Consider the following 18,627-nt stretch of genomic DNA (forward strand, 5'->3'; position numbering starts at 1 on the left):
GAATGAACCATGCAGAAAATCGAAATCCATTCATTAAACGTCGGCAAACCGCGTGACATGCAGTTCGGTAAAAAGGAAGTAACGACCGGCATTAACAAAAAACCGGTCACAGAGCCCGTTTATTTATCAACAGTGAATTTTGACGGCGACGGGCAAGGCGATCTTGTTAATCACGGTGGCATAGACAAGGCAGCTTGCGTCTATCCGTATGAACATTACACGTTTTGGGAGAAGGAGTTAGGCAAACCATTGGAGATGAGCGCATTCGGCGAAAACTTGACGCTGCGCGGGTTGCTTGAGGATGAAGTATGCATCGGGGATTCATTCCAAATTGGTGAAGCGATCGTGCAAGTGAGCCAGCCGCGGCAACCTTGCTTTAAGCTGTCGCTCATCCATGACCGCAAAGACATGCCCGTCCTTGTGCAGGATACAGGTTTTACGGGGTTTTATTTCCGTGTATTGAAGGAAGGCATCGTCTCCCCATCTGACGAGTTGGTGCATATTTCACGTCCGGAACTTGCCATAACGGTATCTGAGGCGAACCGGCTGATGCACCATGCGAAAGATGACTTGGACGGCGCGCGGAAAATTCTGCAGTTGGAGGAATTATCGACAAGTTGGAGGCGAACGTTCAACAAGCGTATCGCCGGTGATGCAGCAGATACGAGCGAGCGGTTGACCGGGAATAAGTAGATAGTTCGAGGTTCGCTTTGGACGCAGATAGACCAATTTTGGACGCGGGATTGTCTCATTTGGTGCCCGGTGGTCCACTTTGAACGCAAGATCACTCACTTTGGCCGCGAGACGGCATGTTTTAGACCCTGGATAGCGTTCTTTGGACGCGTGAATTTAGTAAAAAAAATAACAGAAAGAGCTGCAACAAACTTTCTTGCAGCTCTTTCCTTATAGTCGCACTTTACAAATCATCAAACCCGTTCAAATCGCTCGTTTTCACGTATTGCCTCGATGTCTGCTCGAAGAAATCCGTTTTCGTATCGTCGAAGTTGTCGACATATGCACGAATCCACTTCATCGGATTTTCCGCGAATTCAGGGTAAATTTCACTTAAACCCAGCATGCGCAGCATTTTATTCGCACGGTACTTAACATAACCCGCCATTTCATCCAAGTCGATGCCTTCAATTTCTCCCAGTACATAGCGGCTCCAAATGATTTCCTGTTCAACCGAATGGCGGAATTGATCGTAAATCCATTCTGTGAAAGCTTCGGTATTGTACTCCGGGTTTTCCGCAAGAGCAGCGCGAAAAATGTCGCTGATCGCTTTGCCGTGCTGCAATTCATCCCGATTGATGTACGAAATCATCGTCGACGTTCCGACCATCTTCTGATGACGCGCAAGATTATAGAAAAATGCAAAGCCGCTATAGAAAAATAAGCCTTCCAGCAACGTCGTATACACCATCGCTTTCAACACCGTTTCAATCGTCGGTTTCTCCGCAAATTCATTATAAATGTCAACAATCCGCGCATTCCTCTTCATAAGCACTTCATCGGTGCGCCCCATTTCAAATGAAGCCATCTGCTTGTCGAGCGTCGTCACAGAGGAAAGTACATATGCGTAGCTATGATTATGTTCACTTTCCTGATCGGCGATTGTTGCCATGATTGATTTCACCGAAGGATCAGTTGCGAAATCCGCGATTTTCATAGCGACGACGGTTTGAGGTCCGTCCAATGTCGCCAGCAGGCCGATTATTTTGAGGAAAGCTTCCTGTTCGGCTTTCGACAAATCCGCGAATTGCTTCACGTCCTGCGTCATATCTACTTCATTCGCCGTCCAAAATAGAGAGCGGATCTTTTGTCGCAATGTGTAGAAATGAGGGTGTGCAAGGTCATTCCAGTTTAGAATGCCGCTCGCTTCCCCACCGAAAATCGCTGTTGATTTATTCGGTTGTGCCGGATTCAATACTTTAACGCGTGTAAGTGTTGCCAATGATGAACGACTCCTTTCAACCATTCGATGACTTTCTGTTCCTGCGTACCACGGGGGCTTTGCTCGATTTTAAGAGGTTCAATTGCCGACTCATAAAATCGCGCCAGTTTGACGGCAGCATGGCAAAACAGCTCTTCCCCTCCAAACTGCGTATCCCCTGTTCCGAAGACATACACATTCCTCGGTTTGTAGCCGATGTCCGCGACGAATTCCTTCACCTCGTCAGGCGTGGCGCCCTTGTCCCATGTGAATGAACCAATGATCATCGCATCAAATTGCCGCGGATTCGGCAACGGAGCGAGCCCGATCCGATGCATAGCGACATCGATGCCCTCGGACAAAAGCGTCTCCTCTATGATTTCGGCTACTTCCTCCGTATTCCCGCTCCACGACGCATACGCAATCAGGAATGACACCATTCGCACTCCTCAATGTCAGATGCCGTGGATCTCATGTAATACGTCGTTTTCATGCCTGATTTCCATGCTTGTATATGCAAATCGAGGAGGACGGATGCGCGGATATTATTCGGCACATAGATGTTGAACGAAATTGCCTGATCGATATGGCGTTGCCTTGCTGCATTCTGCTTGATGGACCAGCGCTGATCGACAATATATGCGGAGCGTCGGTACACGTCATATGTGTTGTGGTCCAAATCCGGCGCAATGACCGGCAGCTTGTAATCTTTCTTTTCCTCGTGGTAGAACGGCTTGAAAATCGGATCGATGGAAGCTGTTGAACCTGCGATGACCGATGTCGAGCTGTTTGGTGCAACCGCCATCAAATACCCGTTCCGGATGCCGTTCGTAGCGACATCGAAGCGCAGTTCTTGCCATTCCTTCGAGTCATATTGACGTTGCTCGAAGTAACCCCCTGTCTGCCAGTCCGATCCTTCAAATAAAGGATAAGCCCCTTTTTCACTCGCCAATTCCATTGATGCCTTGATCGTTAAATAGGCGATTTTCTCGTATAGATTATCCGCATAGGCAACCGCCTCATCCGATTCCCATTGGATGTTTTTCAAGGCGAGCAGATGGTGCCAACCGAACGTCCCGAGCCCAATGCCGCGGTATCGGCCATTCGTCCGTTGCGCCTGAACGACCGGAATTTTATTCAAATCAATGACGTTGTCGAGCATCCTGACTTGGATTGTGATGAGCCGCTCCAGAACATCCGCAGGAACTGCACGCCCAAGATTGATGGACGACAAGTTGCAGACAACGAAATCGCCTGGCTTGGATCGTGTTACAACGATATCGTCTTCGAGTGTGACGGATTCGAATTGCGTCGGGCTCTGATTTTGCGTTACTTCTGTACAGAGATTACTCGAATAAACCATCCCCTCATGCTTATTCGCGTTCGCCCGGTTTACTTCATCACGATAAAACATGAATGGCGTCCCCGTTTCGAGCTGGCTGCGCATTACTCGCTTCATAATTTCAATCGCCGGAACAGTTTCCTTCGTCAATTCCGGGTGGTTGACACATTCCTCATACTTCTCACGGAACGAACCGGCCCCCTTCGTTTCATCATAAAAGTCTTCTAGCGAATAGCCCATTACTGTCCGCACTTCATGCGGGTCGAATAAATGCCAGTCACCCCGCGCTTCAACTTGCTCCATGAAAAGATCCGGCAGGCAGACGCCTGTGAAAATATCATGTGCTCGCAAGCGATCATCCCCGTTGTTCAGCTTCAGATCGAGGAATGTGAAGATATCTTTATGCCACACATCTAGGTAGACGGCAATTGCACCTTGCCGCTGTCCAAGCTGATCGACGCTCACCGCTGTGTTGTTGAGCTGTTTGATCCACGGGAGAACACCGCTTGAAGCCCCTTTGAAACCGCGGATGGACGACCCGCGGGAACGGACTTTCCCCATGTACACACCGATGCCGCCACCGTATTTCGATAGATTGGCAATATCGGTATTGCTGTCATAGATACCTTGCAGCGAATCATCAACCGTGTCGATGAAGCAGCTCGACAACTGACCATGGGGTTTGCCCGCGTTTGAAAGCGTTGGCGTCGCAACAGTCATATACAGATTGCTCATCGCCCAATATGCCTCCGCCACCTTGTCGAGTCGGTTCTCAGTTTCATTTTGCATGAGCGTCATCGCAATGATGAGCCAACGTTCCTGAGGCAATTCGACAGGATCTTTATTGAAATCAACCGCAACATACCGGTCCACAAGCGTTTTCAATCCAATATACGTGAACAGCTTGTCCCGCTCCGGCTCAAGGAATGTTCCTAGCTCTTCCAGTTCTTCACGCGAATACTTTTCAATCAAAACAGATGTATACAAGCCTTTCTTGACAAGCCGCTCCACATTGTCGGCAAAATCCGTATATGCTTTCGCCTGCCTAACACTTTCCTGGCGGGAATAAACCTCCTGCAAATAGATTCGCGCAGCAACGAATGTCCAGTATGCTGACACTTCATCAATATTACTGAGCGCCTCCAAGATCATCGCTTTCGACCAATCGGAGTCAGCCCCTTCAAGATGCCGCTCCTTCCAGCGTTCACTCGCTATAATGAGTGGTTGGAGCTTGTCCGCTCCGAATTCAGCTTGCAGCTTGTCCATAATGCTTGTCGTTTCCGTGATAATCGTCACATCATCCATCTCCTTTAAATTAGCTTCACAAGTGAAAAAAGCGATGATTCCACCTTTTCGGTAGAGTCATCGCTCATGGATTTTGATTAGGAAACAGATCGGGATCGCCTGAAAAATGAAAGCAAAAACCCGCTCGCTTCCACCTCTCAACCCCCGAAGAAAGTGTCGCTGGACGATGGACGGCAGGTCTACTGGCTAACGCTTCCTCCTTCCATCTCCCCTTCCCGCAGCTAGATGCTGCAGTGGTTTTTGAGACGGTCGTCTGCGCTTACAGTTGCGGGGACAGCTCCGATTTGCGGATTCCCTTTTAAACCGATAACGGTACCATTCCATCGTTCGATACTATATATTGTGCCTTATGTACATCCATTACCCTAACATGTTGTGTTTCAATCGTAAATAGGTAGAAAGATATTTTATTAGTTTTAATTAAAAATAAGAGCCATGCAATCGATGTAACGGGATCGGTTGGGGAGAATAGTGCAATTAGCAATGCAAATAACAGGTTAATCACAGTAAAAAAATAGTTGGATTAAAAACAAGTTAAAAACGCTCTAATTGAGCGTTTTTTTGCGAGATAACTTACTATCCTTATTGAACTAAGCCACTCGTTAGTTGAAGAAGAAGGTTCATTTTCTTATAAACTGTTTAACTCCTTTAACCATTTAAGTAGCCATTCTTGTGGTAAGGAAACTTGAGAAAAGCCTAATGTTTGTAATTCTTTAAGCGAGTAAGTATTGATTAAATACAAATCCCATTGACATTCGATATCCCTTGCGATGCCATTGACCAGTGAATCATACTCATTCAATTCCTCACCTTCATCATCATCAAATGCCATCGTTAAATTATCGCACCACATAGCAAAATCATATTGAGAAAACTCGTTTTCTCCCCTACAGACAGTATCTAATAATGTCCTGAAGTTTTCAGATGTATACGGGAGTTTTATATGGGTTTCATTCCAATTCCAATCCATTTAGAATCTCACTCCCTTTTTAATTGTTTAATCCACTAATCTTATTCAACTAACTGCACCGTTAGTTCAATAAAAAAAAGGCTTTACTCCTTCTTAAAGTATAGCACCCGTTCAAGAACAACTATTAAAGTTTAACCATCTCAAAATGTTCGACTGTTGGAAATGGGTCATAAAAATTATGTAATTTCTTTTTCCATTCTTGATACTCATTAGATTGTCTAAATCCAACTGTATGGTCTTCTACTGTTTCCCATTGCACCAATAATAAATATTTCCCCTTAACTTCCATACAACGCTGTAATTCGTGAGATATGTACCCTTTCATTGAAGAAATAATTTCTGATGCCTCACGAAATGCTTCTTCATATTCAGCCTCCATACCTTCCTTAACTTGTAAAATAGCAGCTTCCAATATCATTTAATTTCCCCTTTTTAAAATTATATTATTACTACTTTTTTAATGAATTTTTTATTGTACCAAACTGCTCCGTTAGTTCAATAAGAATATTGATCCGTCTGTGTAGCTTGTTCTTCAAGTAAAGCACTAGTAAGTTGAAGAAGGTTATATATTTTTTAAAAAACTTTAATACCTATAACTGACTTACAGCTAATGATACAAGATTTGAGATAGTTTGCTCAAAGGTTTGAATTGGTCGATATCCTAATTCTTTAATTTTAGTATTTGAATAAACGGGACATTCTTTCTGACGATTTGGTACTTTTAATTTTTTACCTAAAGCTGTAATTAGTCTTACTCGAAATTCTTCTTCTGAAAAGTTCCCATCTATTGCATTATAGATATGATTGCTTACTCCTTTTGATAGGACAAGATGTATCATCTCTACTAAATTATCTACATGAATCCAGGGTACAATATCTTCTGGGTGGACCCAATCAATAATATCAGTTTTTAACATACGGCTAATTTGTCTGTCTCCCCAATATGAATTTTCTTCCGCACAGATTGCACCTGGTCTTAAAATTATTACATCAAGTCCTTTTATAATATAACTATTAAGAATCTGTTCAGATTTTGATTTTGTATCTACATAGACCTCTTGGTGTTGTTGAATAATTGGAGTTGTTTCATCAAAATATCCTTCTGTCGGTTCCCCGAAAACTGAAAGCGATGAAATATGGATGAATTTTTTTATTCCAGCAGCTAGTGAAAATTTCGCTATATTGTCTACTCCACTTACGTTAGAATTCACAGCTTCTTCTAATTCATCACCTAAATAGGCAGCACAATGAATGACAATATCAATGCCCTTTAAAACATCAAATAAGATTTCAGAATCATTCAATTCTCCTATGATTGGTGTAATTCCTAGATCCCGATACTTATTAAAGTAATTTCCATTCCTTATTAACCCCTTGACATTAGCACCTTCGTTGACAAATCTAATAGCCACTTTTTCTCCTAAAGTTCCAGTTACCCCAGTAACTAAAATATTCTTTCCTACAATCTCCAAGTTAACACCCCTTACCTTCTGTACCTCATATTTACAATTAAACTTTAACAGTTATTTGTCTACTTCTACTATTAGTATTAATTGCTCTTCTTCAACTAAACTGTCCCGTAAGTTCAATATGAACATTGATCCGTCTTAGTAGCCCAAATTTCTTGAAGTAAAGTACTCGTTACTTTAATTATCTCTTTTCACAATCTATATATTGCTCTATATATCCCCTATACTCATCTGTTAATTCAATTGGTAAATTATAAATTGAGACATATTGCATCTTCTCTGATTCGCTATAATCAATCTTGATATCTCCACTTACATCATTGGTATAATAAACAGCTGTTACCGAATATAATTCGTCACCATTAGAAATTTTAAAGTAATATTCAGAACCAGAGAAAACACTAAGTAAATTTAAATTTTTAACTACTAATCCCGTTTCTTCAAAAACCTCTCTCTTTGCTACTTCTTCAAAGCTTTCCCCCAAATCCATCAAACCGCCTGGTAACCCCCAATATCCATCGTTTCTTTTTTGCAATAACACTTCATTTTGTTCATTTATAATAATAACAACAGAACCTGGTAAAATAATTGGTCTATGTCCTACATACTGTCTAAGATATTTATAGTATTCCATTTTTTAATCCCCCTACATGACTGGTTGCCAACCAGTCATTATGCTTTTAATTTTATTAACCTGCTTCGTTAGTTAAATAAGATTTTAATTACTTTAACTAAATATTTTGCAGAGAAATAAGACGCAGGAAGCACCCCGAATATTAATAGGAAAACTTCAAGACCACCGTTAGTACCGGTCCATATCCAACGGCCAAACACATAGCCAAGCATTTTAGTATACTGAACAATAAATAGTATGATTAATATTGTAAAGCCAATCTCTTGCATTTCCAACTTTTTCAAGTACTCCTTTTTCTTATTATGATATTCTTCTTCCATAACTGAACTTACCTCCTTCGTTATTGAAAAGTCGGGTTAAAATTTCCGATCGTTAATCTCTAATTAAAGTTTCATTATTGAACTAAACTGCCGCCTTAGTTGAAAATCAACATTTCACAATCTTTAATATATTTTAGCATAGATATCTCATCTTCCATCTACATTTTTCTTTCCAGTATCTAATTAGAGAGCGTTTTAAGCTAAGTGTTGATTCAACAAAAATAGGGACTCCAATTCATATTCGAATTGTGTCCCGAAATGCTGTGTTTTTTTAGTTTTCTCCCCATCAACCGAAACCGTTACAATCGATGCATGGCTCTTATTGGCTGAACGGCTTCAGCGCATTTGTTTGATCCACAAAAACAAATCCATCGTACCGGCTGCCGACGCGCGAGGACACATAGTTCCCATACGCCTCAAACTCCGGATTATAGACGACCCCGATAGCGCGATGGCCGATCCATTCATTGAATAAATCGCGGTTTTGTTCTGTGAAAAGGATTACTTGATCCTCTGGTGCCGCTGCATGCATCTGCCCTTCCCATGAATTGAACGTGGCGGGTGGCACATTCATCTTTTGAAACGGCTCGCCCCAGCTTTCTCCTGCTATGACGGTCCCTTCATACGTGCCGAAGCCGATTGCAAAAGTGGATTCTCTTCCGTATTTCTCACGAATCAGTTGGCCGACGTTGATCATATCGTGGTTGACCATCGACGTTTCAGACGCATCGCCGACATGGGTATTATGCTCCCAAATGATGATTTTCGCGTCGCTTCCGTGATAATTCAGGAGTTCACTGATCGCCTCCACCATATGCATATCGCGGATGTTCCACGAGATGGCGTCATCCTGCATCATTGCACGATAGTATGACTCAGCATTTTTAGCGACCAATGCATTCATTGCCACATTCAAGTCCTTCTCCTGTTCATCCGAATAAAGATCTTCGTGGCTACGGATTGTCGTCAGCAAGTTCGTGACCTCCCGGATACATTCATCCGAGAAATGGGCTGTCGACAGCGCGTAATGCTCCGGCATCCGGTTATACGGCTCAAAACAGGAGAATGCCTTTTTTGCCAACTCCAAATCGGCTTTGTACTGCGGATTCTCTCGGAGAAAGCGAAGCACTTCATCGATGGATTCATAAAGGCTATACATATCGATGCCATAAAACCCTGTTTTTCCGGCTACGTCCTTTCCATCATTTTCACGCTTCAGCCATTCGACAAATTCCTCGACTTCTTCATTCGCCCACATCCATGTCGGCCAGCGATTGAAGGACTCCGTCAATACTTGCCGAGCAGTTTTTCCTTCTTCATCAAACCCTTTTATATAGCGGTTGACCGCCTGAGCGGATGGCCAATCGCCCTCCACTGCAATCATTGTGAACCCTTTTTCTTGAATAAGGCGTTTCGATAACGCCGCGCGAACTTTGTAAAACTCCGAAGTTCCATGCGTCGCCTCACCTAGCAGCACAATACGGGCTTCACCAATTGCGTCCAAAATGGTATCGAACGCTTTATCATTTAACGGGAAAGAGTACTCCTGTATGGCGGAAATCAGCTTTTTCGACAAATCAATCCTCTCCTTCATCCATAGCATACCCATGGGTACCGGACAGAAACCGAGGGAGTCTCTGAAATGTTTATCACCGACTTGCGGGGGATTATCACCGACTCCTGGACTGTTATCACCGACTCTCAGGCGTTTACCACCGACTCGGAGCACTTTACCACCGACTCTGGTGAATTTATCACCGATTGACTACAATTCGAAGTTCTTTGGAATGAATTTCCGCGCTTCTCATAGCAAGTTTAAGCTCCAAAAACGTTTATCACCGTTCAAGCACACTTTATCACCACTCAAAGGGAGTTTATCACCGCTTAGGCAACCGTTATCACCACTCAGTCGTTGTTTATCACCACTTACTTAGAATTTCCACCATTCGCTCATTTTTCACATAAAAAAACCGCCACAAGTGACGGTTTCACTAAATTTTATTTATCTGCAATTTCCAACGTTGCTTCCTTTTCATCTTGAATAATTTTAAAAATCCACTTCATTTCTTTCTCGTCAAAAGAAATTTCTTGAATAACCAAGTAGCCAGGTGCTGTTTTTCCATCGGTCATTTCTATGGCCTTCGCCACAGCCTGCGATTCAGAAAGCGTTGCACCAACCGGTTCATAATCTGGCAAGACTTCCACAAACTTCGCGCTTCCCTGCCCAGGAAGAGATAACATTATCCCACCGGACGCCTCGACTTTGACACGTTGTCCGACGTTCAGCTTGTCTGCCTCAGAAAAGTTATAATATACCGCACCTTCAGTTCCTCCCGCGATAAAGAACTGCCCCTCCTCAGCTGATAATATGAAACCGCCTTCTGAAACAGGAGTATCCGTGAATGTTTGCTTCGGATAAATAATGCTCGATTCCCCAGGCTCAGCAACCATCCTGCCTTCCTGTTCAAATTGGAATGTCTTGTCCGGGAACATATTCTCCAGCTCCTTTTGCTGTGCCGGTTTCAGGAAGTCATGGCTGATTTCAATAATTCCTGTAATTGTATTTACCGATAATCCATATGATCCCCACTCAGATTTCATCCCTTTCAGCGCTCGTCCGACTTCATTCTGTAGTTCATAGAGTTCCTTTTGTGTATGCGGGCTACGGAAAATATAGATCGGTTCCGCCAGGATTTCACCTGCATCCACTTTCGGTTGCAGCTCATCAAGCAGCTTTTGAACGCGCTCATCCGGCTCCTTCACACCGATCCAGATCCCTGCTTGCTCCGCACCACTCATTTGATTTTCAAAAAAGAGGATTCCTTCTTTTTCAAAACCTGCGTAACCGCCATAGATCTTTTCCACAGCCTCTATTGCGGTTGGTCCTTCAATCGCTTGCACTGCCATATCCTCCGCCAATTCCGGAGTAGGTTCTCCGAATAATCCCTCTTTGTATTCATAGCTTTCCGTTTGTGCAGCAGCTGCCTTATTCCGTTCGGGCGATTCTTTAACTGATTGCTTCAATTCAGCAATGATTTCACGTCCACTCACTTTTTTCAACGACTTCTTCCCGTTCTCCACAACCGTCCCATTTATCGCGGATGCATCCGTGCCAGCCGTTCCACATCCTCCTAGCAATAAAGCAGCACTTACCATTATCAATGACACACTATATTTCATTCCAAAACCTCCCAATCAACAAATTAGACGGACAATTCACGTTAACGTTACGCCAAATGGCTGGAAACCAGGAAAGTTTTTTCTTGCAGCGCAAAATGTTTTATCACCGACTTGTCATGGTTTATCACCGACTCAGGCGTTTACCACCGACTCTCGCAAATTTACCACCATACGACGACAATTGGAGTTGTTTTGGAATGAATTTCTGCATTTTCTAAAGTAATTTTCACCTCCAAAATCGTTTATCACCGCTCAATCACAATTTATCACCGTTCAGACGGAGTTTATCACCGCTTAGACAAACGTTATCACCACTCAGACAAACGTTATCACCACTCAGCTGGGGTTTATCACCGGTCAAATAGGCTTTATCACCGTTCGACCAATTTCCCCATAAAAAACAACCGCCACAAGTGACGGTTGCCGCAACTTTTATTGATCTGCAACTTCCAATGTCCCTTCCCCATCATCCGGCAAGAGCTTGAATACCCACTTCTTTTCATTCTCATCAAATGAAACTTCTTCGATGACAACATATCCGTTCGACAATCTCTCACCCGCCACTTCCAATGCTTTTGCGACGGCTTGTGACTCGGAAAGCTTTGCGTTTGCTGGCTTATAGTCCGGCAAGACTTCTACAAACTTCGCGGTTCCTTGTCCAGGATACGATTCCGCGATTGGCCCTGATCGTTCCACATTCACACGTTGGCCGACTTTCAGCTTGTCGGCTTCTGGGAATTTATAATACACAGCGCTTTTAGTTCCGCCCGCTACAAATATTGTCCCTTCGCCAGCGGACAATATGAAGCCGCCTTCTTCCACCGGGGTATCTGTATACGTTTGTTCGGGAGGTATGATTCTTGATTCTCCCGGCTCCGGGACCATTCGTCCATCTTGCTCAAAATTGATCGTATAGTCGGTGAACAACTTCCTCAGCTCCTCTTGTTGCTCCGGCATCAGAAAATCATGGGTAATTTCGATATCGCCAGTGATGATATCGACGTATACACCGAATGATCCCCCTTCCGATTGCATGCCTTTCAATGCTTCTGCAACTTCCTCCTGTAGATCATAAAGTTCCTTTTCCGTATGAGGACTGCGGAAGAAATAAATTGATTCCGCTAGGATTTCGCCCGCATCCACTTCCGGCTGCAATAATTCAAGCAATTGCTGAACACGTTCATCCGGCTCCTTTAACCCGATCCACACGCCGGATTGCGCAGCACCCTTCGTCTGAAGTTCGAAGAAAATGACGCCTTCATGATGAAATCCACCCTCGCCGTAAACTTTTTCCACCGCCTGGAAGACAGCAGGCCCTTCAATTGCTTTGACATTCAAATCCTCCACCGTTTCTTTCGTAGGCTCCTCAAACTCAGGGGGCGTTTCTATAGTCGCCCTCTCGTCCCGCTTAGGTGTCTCTTCAACGGTTTGCTTCAGTTCGGCAATAATTTCGCGTCCACTCACCGTTTTCAACGTCTTCCATTCACCATCTTCAACCGCGACATTTTTCAGGGATGCATCCGTTCCACAACCGCCTAACAATAAAGTAGCACCTAACAGAATTGATAAACTAGTTTTCATTCCAATACCTCCCACTCAGTAAAGTAGACGGATGAGTATTGTGAAAGTTACGCCAATTGCCCATTGACAGCCAATCACCGATTTGATACATTCAACTACAATATCGATGACGAAGAGAGTAATGATTCAGTACTTCCGTAGCGAGTCGGGGTTGGTGGGAGCCTGGCGGAGTCGATTCATGAAGCGCACTTCGGAGATGCTTTTCTGAATGAAGTAGGTGAAGCCGGTGTCTCGCCGTTAGGAGAAAGGGGCCTCTATCTAAAACAAGGGGCAATTTGAGTGGTACCGCGGAACAAGCTTTCGTCTCATTTATTGAGATGAAGGCTTTTTTATTTTACCTGAAAAGGGGTTCGTGATAATGAAAAAGGACATTTTACAAGCTTTACAGACAGTCAGTCCGATTCAAGTGGAGGAGCAGATGCTGGAGCGCCCAGCAAATTCAAAGTTAGGCGATTTTGCATTGCCTTGTTTTCCGTTCGCAAGGGCTTTACGGAAATCACCTGTAGCTATTGCGGAAGAAATCGCTGGTTCGCTTACTCATCCATCCATCCGAAAAGTGGAAGCTGTCAATGGATACGTGAATATTTTCCTGAATCGCACTGCCATTACTGACGATCTTCTGCATTTGATTTTGGACCAATCCGCAACATACGGCTCATCCAACGAAGGCAACGGCGGTGTCGTGACAATCGATTTATCCTCTCCAAACATTGCAAAGCCGTTTTCCATGGGCCATCTGCGTTCCACGGTCATCGGGAATTCCATCGCTTACTTGCTCGAAAAAACCGGCTACCAACCGGTAAAAATCAATCACATTGGCGATTGGGGCACGCAATTCGGCAAGCTCCTTACCGCGTACCGGAAATGGGGCAACGAGGAGGAAGTCCGTCAAGCGCCAATCGAAACGTTGCTGAAGCTGTATATCCGTTTCCATGAAGAAGCGGAAACAGCTCCTTCTTTGAACGATGAAGGTCGCGCGGCATTCAAAGCACTTGAGGACGGCGATTCGGATGCACTTGCCCTTTGGGATTGGTTCAAAACCGAGTCATTGCAGGAATTCCAGCGGATTTATGATCTGCTCGGAGTCACCTTCGATTCCTATAATGGCGAAGCATATTACAACGACAAAATGGAACCAGTTGTCCAAGAACTTGCGGACAAAGGGCTGTTGGTCGAATCGGACGGCGCCATGGTCGTGGAACTTGAAGAAGACATGCCGCCATGTTTGATTAAAAAATCAGATGGAGCGACGTTGTATGCAACACGTGATTTGGCAGCTGCCATCGATCGAAAGAACAAGTACGACTTTGTCAGATCCATCTACGTCGTCGGGAATGAACAAAGCCTCCACTTTACACAAGTGAAGAAAGTGCTTGGCAAACTGGGGCATGAATGGGCAAACGACATCGTGCACGTACCATTCGGGCTCATCTTGCAAGGCGGCAAGAAGATGTCGACACGGAAAGGAAAGATTGTCTTACTTGAGGAAGTCTTGAAAGACGCGATTGAACTTGCACAGAAAAACATCGAAGAAAAGAACCCGACACTAGCTAATAAACCCGAAGTGGCTAAAGCCGTAGGTGTCGGCGCCATCCTATTCAGCGACCTGAAGCAGCATCGGAAGCATGACATTGAATTCAATCTTGAAGCAATGCTACAGGTCGAAGGTGAAACTGGGCCGTACGTACAATACGCACATGCGCGGGCGAACTCCATCTTGCGTAAAGCGGGGGCACCTGACAAGTTCGCGATTGACGAAGTGAATGATTACGAATGGGACATCGTCAAACTGCTTAGCCAATTCCCGCAAGCAGTCAAGCGCGCAAATGACGAACTGGACCCTTCAGTTATCGCTAAATATGCGGTCGACCTTGCCCAAGCGTTTAATTCATTTTACGGGAATGTGCAGGTGTTATCCGACGAAGCTCACAAGCATTACCGGATTTCACTAATTGAATGTGTCACCATCGTATTGAAGGAATCATTACGCCTGCTCGGAATTAAGGCGCCCGAGGAAATGTAGAATCAAAAAAAGCAATCGTTCCACCTGGGCGAGGCGGGACGATTGCTTTATTTTACTGTAGTTTAAATCTTTCAACGATCGCTCGCAATTCGTTCGCAATGTCTTTCATTTGTGTCGTCGAATCGGCCACTCGTTCCAATTCGTTTTGCTGAGCGATAGAAGAAGCACTCACTTGTTCAGCAGAAGCGGCTGTCTCTTCTGATACGGCTGATACACTTTGAATGGATGTCATTACTTGGTCTTTGTGTGCCAGCATTTCGGATAATTCGGCCGTCAACTCTTTAATAGAGGCGCTCATCTGCTCTGTCAGCTCCGCGTTTTCCATGAAGGATGACTCAGTGCCTGTGACAGATTTGTTTTGACCTTCCATCAATTTCAGATTGGATTCAATTACTGCCGAGGTCTGTTTTGATTCCGTGATAATTTCTTGGACAGTCTGTTGAATGACTTCCGTTTCCACTCGTGACTGTTCCGCAAGTTTCCGCACTTCCTCCGCGACAACTGCAAACCCTTTGCCATGTTCGCCGGCACGTGCCGCTTCGATGCTTGCATTCAAAGCAAGAAGATTTGTCTGCCCCGTAATGCTTTGAATCGACGCAATCACTTGATCGATTGCCGCAATTTTAGTCGAGAGCGCATCCATTTGCCGTTGGACTCGCGTATTCATTTCATTTGCAGTTTCATTATGTTCCCGAAGGCTTTGAACTTCCATTATTCCTTTTTCAGTAGAGGCTACTGTCTGTTTTGACAATACATCCATGCTATCAGCTAAACTGGATAACGTAGTGATCTGCTCCGCCAATTCTGTCATACGGCTGCTCGTTTCTTCTGTGTCCTCCGATTGAGTGGAAGCTCCTTGGGCAATTTCATTTGTCGCCAATGCCACTTCCTCGCTGGATGCTACAATTTCTTCAAAAGCATGGTGGACATGTGAACTGGACTCACTTAATTCATTGGAAGAAGAACGCACCGCGCTCATCGCTTCGTTTGTTTGGCGCAGCATATCATTAAAAGCGTTTGTGACGGCACCGATTTCATCGTTGCGGATATATTTCTCGTCGACGGATTGCGTTATGTCGCCGGTCGCCGCTGCTTCAATGGAACGCTGTAAATAAGATAGTGGTTTCAGCTGTCTGAAAATAAACAATGAAGTCGCCCCTGCCATAATCACAACGATTATAATCGCGGAAATCACTGTAACCAATAGGATCTTATTGAAAGTTCCAAGGATTGTAGAGCGCGGCAACACGGTTTGCACGGACCATACATCATCTATATTGTCCAGCATGATTGGCGCAAATGTATTAAAGGATTTCTCCTTCAGGCTCTTGGAATCCACATAGAGTGTACCGGTTTGCCCTTCATCCAACTGCTTCTTCACAGCGCTCCAATCAATCGAATCTTGCATATTCGTGCCAATCATATCTGCTTTCAAACTATTCGCCGTCAAGTTGCCTGTCTCCGTTATAATTGAAGCATAACCACCGTCAGGTTGAATTGTTGTCACCAGGTCATTTAAGAAATCAATCGTCAGATCTGCTGCCAATACCCCAAGAAGCTGACCGGATTCCGTCTCAAGCGGCACAGCCATGGTCGTCATTAGCACCATTTTGTCACCCGCATCGTATTCATGGGGTTCCGTCAGTACAGCCCGCTTTTCCTTCTTTGGTATCGCATACCAATCTCCATCTCCGGCAACGTCGTACCCAACAAGCCCTCTTAAATCAATACGATTGCCATCCTTATATAAGTAAGGGATTAATTTTCCCGATGAATCAATTACATTTTTATTGACTTGATCATCTAGTGGAATCGCACCACTTTCGAACACAGCAGCCATACCTATTGCATCCGCATTATCTGTCAAATTTCTTTCCATCACACTGAGAATCTCCTCAGTTGTAAGATTCCCCTGCGCATGCAACGTCTCGAAAACACGCTTTGTCGTATGCAGCATCTCGTCTGTTTTCCCAAACCTCGCACTGATCACTTGAGCATTATAACGTGTACTTTCTATCGCGTAATTTTCAGCTTCGGCAACGGTTTCCTTATGTAAAATCGTGCTCGTTATTACCGTATACGCAATGAACAGCAGCAAAAACAACCCAATAATTAATCCCGACAACTTCCACACGATACTTTTCTGCTTCTTCAAATGTAAAATACCTCCAATGGTACTATAGTAATAGAATTATAGCAGACTTAAATATAATTAGAAACAACTATTATTAAGTTCGATATTTCTAATTACATAATAAAAAAAGAATGGTTCGTCAATTTCGACGATACCATTCTTTCTATTGATAAGTTTCACTCTTCTCTCCAACAGTCGGCACCTTTCAAACTAGAATCCGCTTTAAATACAGGATTCTTCCCTTGTTTCCGTTGCTTCGTGTAATCATCCAATACGCGGAAAGCAACTTTTCCAAGCGCCAAGATGACGAGGAGATTTATAATTGCCATCAAGCCCATGAACAAGTCCGCCATGCTCCAGACGATATCCACTTTTGCGAGGGCACCGAACATGACCATTCCGAGCACCGCAATTCGGTAGGCCGTCATCCACGACTTATGTGTGTTGATGAATTCAATATTTGTTTCACCGTAATAATAATTCCCGACGATTGAGCTGAACGCGAAGAACATGATCGCAATCGCGACAAAATAAGGTGCCCAAGAACCAACGTGTACGGCCATCGAGGACTGCGTCAGCAAAATGCCGCTCTCTTCCCCTTTGTCATAAAGTCCTGCGAGGAGGATGATAAAAGCGGTCGCAGAACAAATGATGATCGTATCGAAAAATACACCAAGACTCTGGACTAGCCCCTGCTTCGCCGGATGCGTCGCACTCGCCGTCGCCGCAGCGTTCGGCACACTCCCCATACCAGCTTCATTTGAGAACAGACCACGTCGGATACCTTGCATCATGGCAGCACCAATACCGCCGCCAGCCATTTCCTTAATGCCAAAAGCATGCTCAAAAATGAGGGCAATCATGGCAGGAACTTCCGTGATATTACTAGCAACAACATACAGCGCAATCAGCAAGTAAAACACCGCCATGATTGGGACAATTGCTTGCGTCACTTTGACAATCCTTTGCACGCCGCCAAAAATGATGATTGCCGTCAAAATGACAAGTAGTAAACCAACCACCCAATAGGGTAGATTGAATACATCATGGAATGACTGGCTGATCGTATTTGATTGAACAGAGTTAAAAATAAAACCGAAACACATCGTTAGGAGAATCGCGAAAACGATTCCAAGCTTCCGAAGGCCTAGCGCCTTCTCCATGTAATAGGCTGGTCCTCCGCGGAAGGTGTCGCCGTCCCGAACTTTGTACACTTGCGCAAGCGCACTTTCAATGAATGCCGTCGCCATGCCGATAATGGCAATGACCCACATCCAGAAGACCGCGCCTGGTCCGCCAATCCCGATGGCAAGCGCTACGCCAGTTACGTTCCCTGTACCGACCCGGGACGCCGCACTAATTGTAAACGCCTGGAACGCCGAGACTCCACGGTTGCCTTCTCTTTTCTCGAAAATGAGTCTGAACATCTCTCCAAATAAACGAAATTGGACAAACTTCGTTCTTATCGTAAAATAAAGACCAATGAGCAATAAAAGCCCAATCAATATATATGTCCAAATAAAATCATTCGCCGGTCCCACCAGCCACTCCACTACGCCCACACTATTCACTCCTTCTCCATCATCATATTTCACTTACTATCCTTACCCAGTCGTGCAAAAAAACTCACATTTCAGAAATAGAAAAACCGCTGAGCCATCATGGACTCAAACGGTCTAGAAGCTCTCTTCCACTTTTCATGAAAGCGCTTCATATTTACTCTGACTTGATTATTT

The 18,627-nt window shown here is 44.4% G+C and carries 16 protein-coding genes, 1 riboswitch and 1 other annotated feature; of the genes, 3 read left to right on the top strand and 13 right to left on the bottom strand.

Translation table 11 applies throughout. The features are described 5' to 3' along the window. Positions 1-9 precede the first annotated feature (9 nt). Positions 10-693 (top strand): MOSC domain-containing protein, encoded by a 684-nt coding sequence (locus M3193_RS09255; protein ID WP_251626739.1) that lies wholly within the window; start codon positions 10-12, stop codon positions 691-693. A gap of 223 nt (positions 694-916) precedes the next feature. Here the strand turns inward: M3193_RS09255 and M3193_RS09260 are convergent, their stop codons facing one another. The 9 genes from M3193_RS09260 to M3193_RS09300 all read right to left on the bottom strand — a co-directional run bounded on the left by M3193_RS09260 (position 917) and on the right by M3193_RS09300 (position 9,549). Beyond that, positions 917-1,978 carry a ribonucleotide-diphosphate reductase subunit beta gene (locus M3193_RS09260; protein ID WP_435372021.1) on the bottom strand — a complete coding sequence of 354 codons (1,062 nt, stop codon included), beginning with the start codon at positions 1,976-1,978 and terminating at the stop codon, positions 917-919. Next, the gene (locus tag M3193_RS09265; protein ID WP_251626743.1) at positions 1,924-2,373 is read right to left on the bottom strand and encodes a flavodoxin; all 450 of its coding nucleotides are present in this window, start codon (positions 2,371-2,373) and stop codon (positions 1,924-1,926) included. Before M3193_RS09265 ends, M3193_RS09260 begins: the two co-directional genes overlap by 55 nt. Continuing rightward, positions 2,358-4,580 (bottom strand): ribonucleoside-diphosphate reductase subunit alpha, encoded by a 2,223-nt coding sequence (locus M3193_RS09270; protein ID WP_435372022.1) that lies wholly within the window; start codon positions 4,578-4,580, stop codon positions 2,358-2,360. The genes M3193_RS09265 and M3193_RS09270 overlap by 16 nt, the downstream gene beginning before the upstream one ends. Before the next feature lie 155 nt (positions 4,581-4,735). Beyond that, positions 4,736-4,916: riboswitch (cobalamin riboswitch) on the bottom strand. A gap of 292 nt (positions 4,917-5,208) precedes the next feature. Further along, the gene (locus M3193_RS09275; protein ID WP_251626745.1) at positions 5,209-5,550 is read right to left on the bottom strand and encodes a hypothetical protein; all 342 of its coding nucleotides are present in this window, start codon (positions 5,548-5,550) and stop codon (positions 5,209-5,211) included. A 124-nt stretch (positions 5,551-5,674) separates the two neighbouring features. After that, the gene (locus M3193_RS09280) at positions 5,675-5,968 is read right to left on the bottom strand and encodes an antibiotic biosynthesis monooxygenase family protein (protein ID WP_251626748.1); all 294 of its coding nucleotides are present in this window, start codon (positions 5,966-5,968) and stop codon (positions 5,675-5,677) included. 172 nt (positions 5,969-6,140) lie between these two features. After that, complete coding sequence (locus tag M3193_RS09285) at positions 6,141-7,022, bottom strand: NAD-dependent epimerase/dehydratase family protein (RefSeq protein ID WP_251626749.1); 882 nt, start codon at positions 7,020-7,022, stop codon at positions 6,141-6,143. Between the two features lie 178 nt (positions 7,023-7,200). Beyond that, positions 7,201-7,653, bottom strand: coding sequence for an NUDIX hydrolase (locus tag M3193_RS09290; protein WP_251626750.1), 453 nt, complete (start codon positions 7,651-7,653; stop codon positions 7,201-7,203). A 68-nt stretch (positions 7,654-7,721) separates the two neighbouring features. After that, positions 7,722-7,973, bottom strand: coding sequence for a hypothetical protein (locus M3193_RS09295; protein WP_251626751.1), 252 nt, complete (start codon positions 7,971-7,973; stop codon positions 7,722-7,724). Positions 7,974-8,292: 319 nt separating this feature from the next. Continuing rightward, the gene (locus M3193_RS09300) at positions 8,293-9,549 is read right to left on the bottom strand and encodes an erythromycin esterase family protein (RefSeq protein ID WP_251626752.1); all 1,257 of its coding nucleotides are present in this window, start codon (positions 9,547-9,549) and stop codon (positions 8,293-8,295) included. A gap of 66 nt (positions 9,550-9,615) precedes the next feature. Between M3193_RS09300 and M3193_RS16725 the strand changes: the two genes are divergently transcribed. Continuing rightward, on the top strand, positions 9,616-9,738 hold the full coding sequence (locus tag M3193_RS16725) for a hypothetical protein (RefSeq protein WP_285851868.1): 123 nt from the start codon (positions 9,616-9,618) through the stop codon (positions 9,736-9,738). Between the two features lie 233 nt (positions 9,739-9,971). On the opposite strand, the gene M3193_RS09305 is transcribed toward M3193_RS16725, so the two are convergent. Both M3193_RS09305 and M3193_RS09310 read right to left on the bottom strand, forming a co-directional pair. Beyond that, positions 9,972-11,153, bottom strand: coding sequence for a DUF3221 domain-containing protein (locus tag M3193_RS09305; protein ID WP_251626753.1), 1,182 nt, complete (start codon positions 11,151-11,153; stop codon positions 9,972-9,974). Between the two features lie 432 nt (positions 11,154-11,585). Beyond that, positions 11,586-12,734: a DUF3221 domain-containing protein gene (locus tag M3193_RS09310; RefSeq protein WP_251626754.1), complete on the bottom strand. Its 1,149-nt coding sequence runs from the start codon at positions 12,732-12,734 to the stop codon at positions 11,586-11,588. A 97-nt stretch (positions 12,735-12,831) separates the two neighbouring features. After that, positions 12,832-13,045 (top strand) — a binding site (T-box leader). Between the two features lie 47 nt (positions 13,046-13,092). Here M3193_RS09310 and argS point away from each other — a divergent pair. Then, the gene (gene argS, locus M3193_RS09315; protein WP_251626755.1) at positions 13,093-14,757 is read left to right on the top strand and encodes an arginine--tRNA ligase; all 1,665 of its coding nucleotides are present in this window, start codon (positions 13,093-13,095) and stop codon (positions 14,755-14,757) included. 52 nt (positions 14,758-14,809) lie between these two features. On the opposite strand, the gene M3193_RS09320 is transcribed toward argS, so the two are convergent. Together M3193_RS09320 and M3193_RS09325 are read right to left on the bottom strand one after the other, a co-directional pair. Further along, a complete protein-coding gene (locus M3193_RS09320; protein ID WP_251626756.1) occupies positions 14,810-16,912 on the bottom strand; it encodes a methyl-accepting chemotaxis protein in 2,103 nt (700 codons plus the stop codon). A 155-nt stretch (positions 16,913-17,067) separates the two neighbouring features. After that, a complete protein-coding gene (locus tag M3193_RS09325) occupies positions 17,068-18,453 on the bottom strand; it encodes an alanine/glycine:cation symporter family protein (protein WP_251626757.1) in 1,386 nt (461 codons plus the stop codon). Between the last annotated feature and the right edge of the window lie 174 nt (positions 18,454-18,627).

This window comes from Sporosarcina luteola (genome assembly GCF_023715585.1).
GTDB lineage: Bacteria > Bacillota > Bacilli > Bacillales_A > Planococcaceae > Sporosarcina > Sporosarcina luteola_D.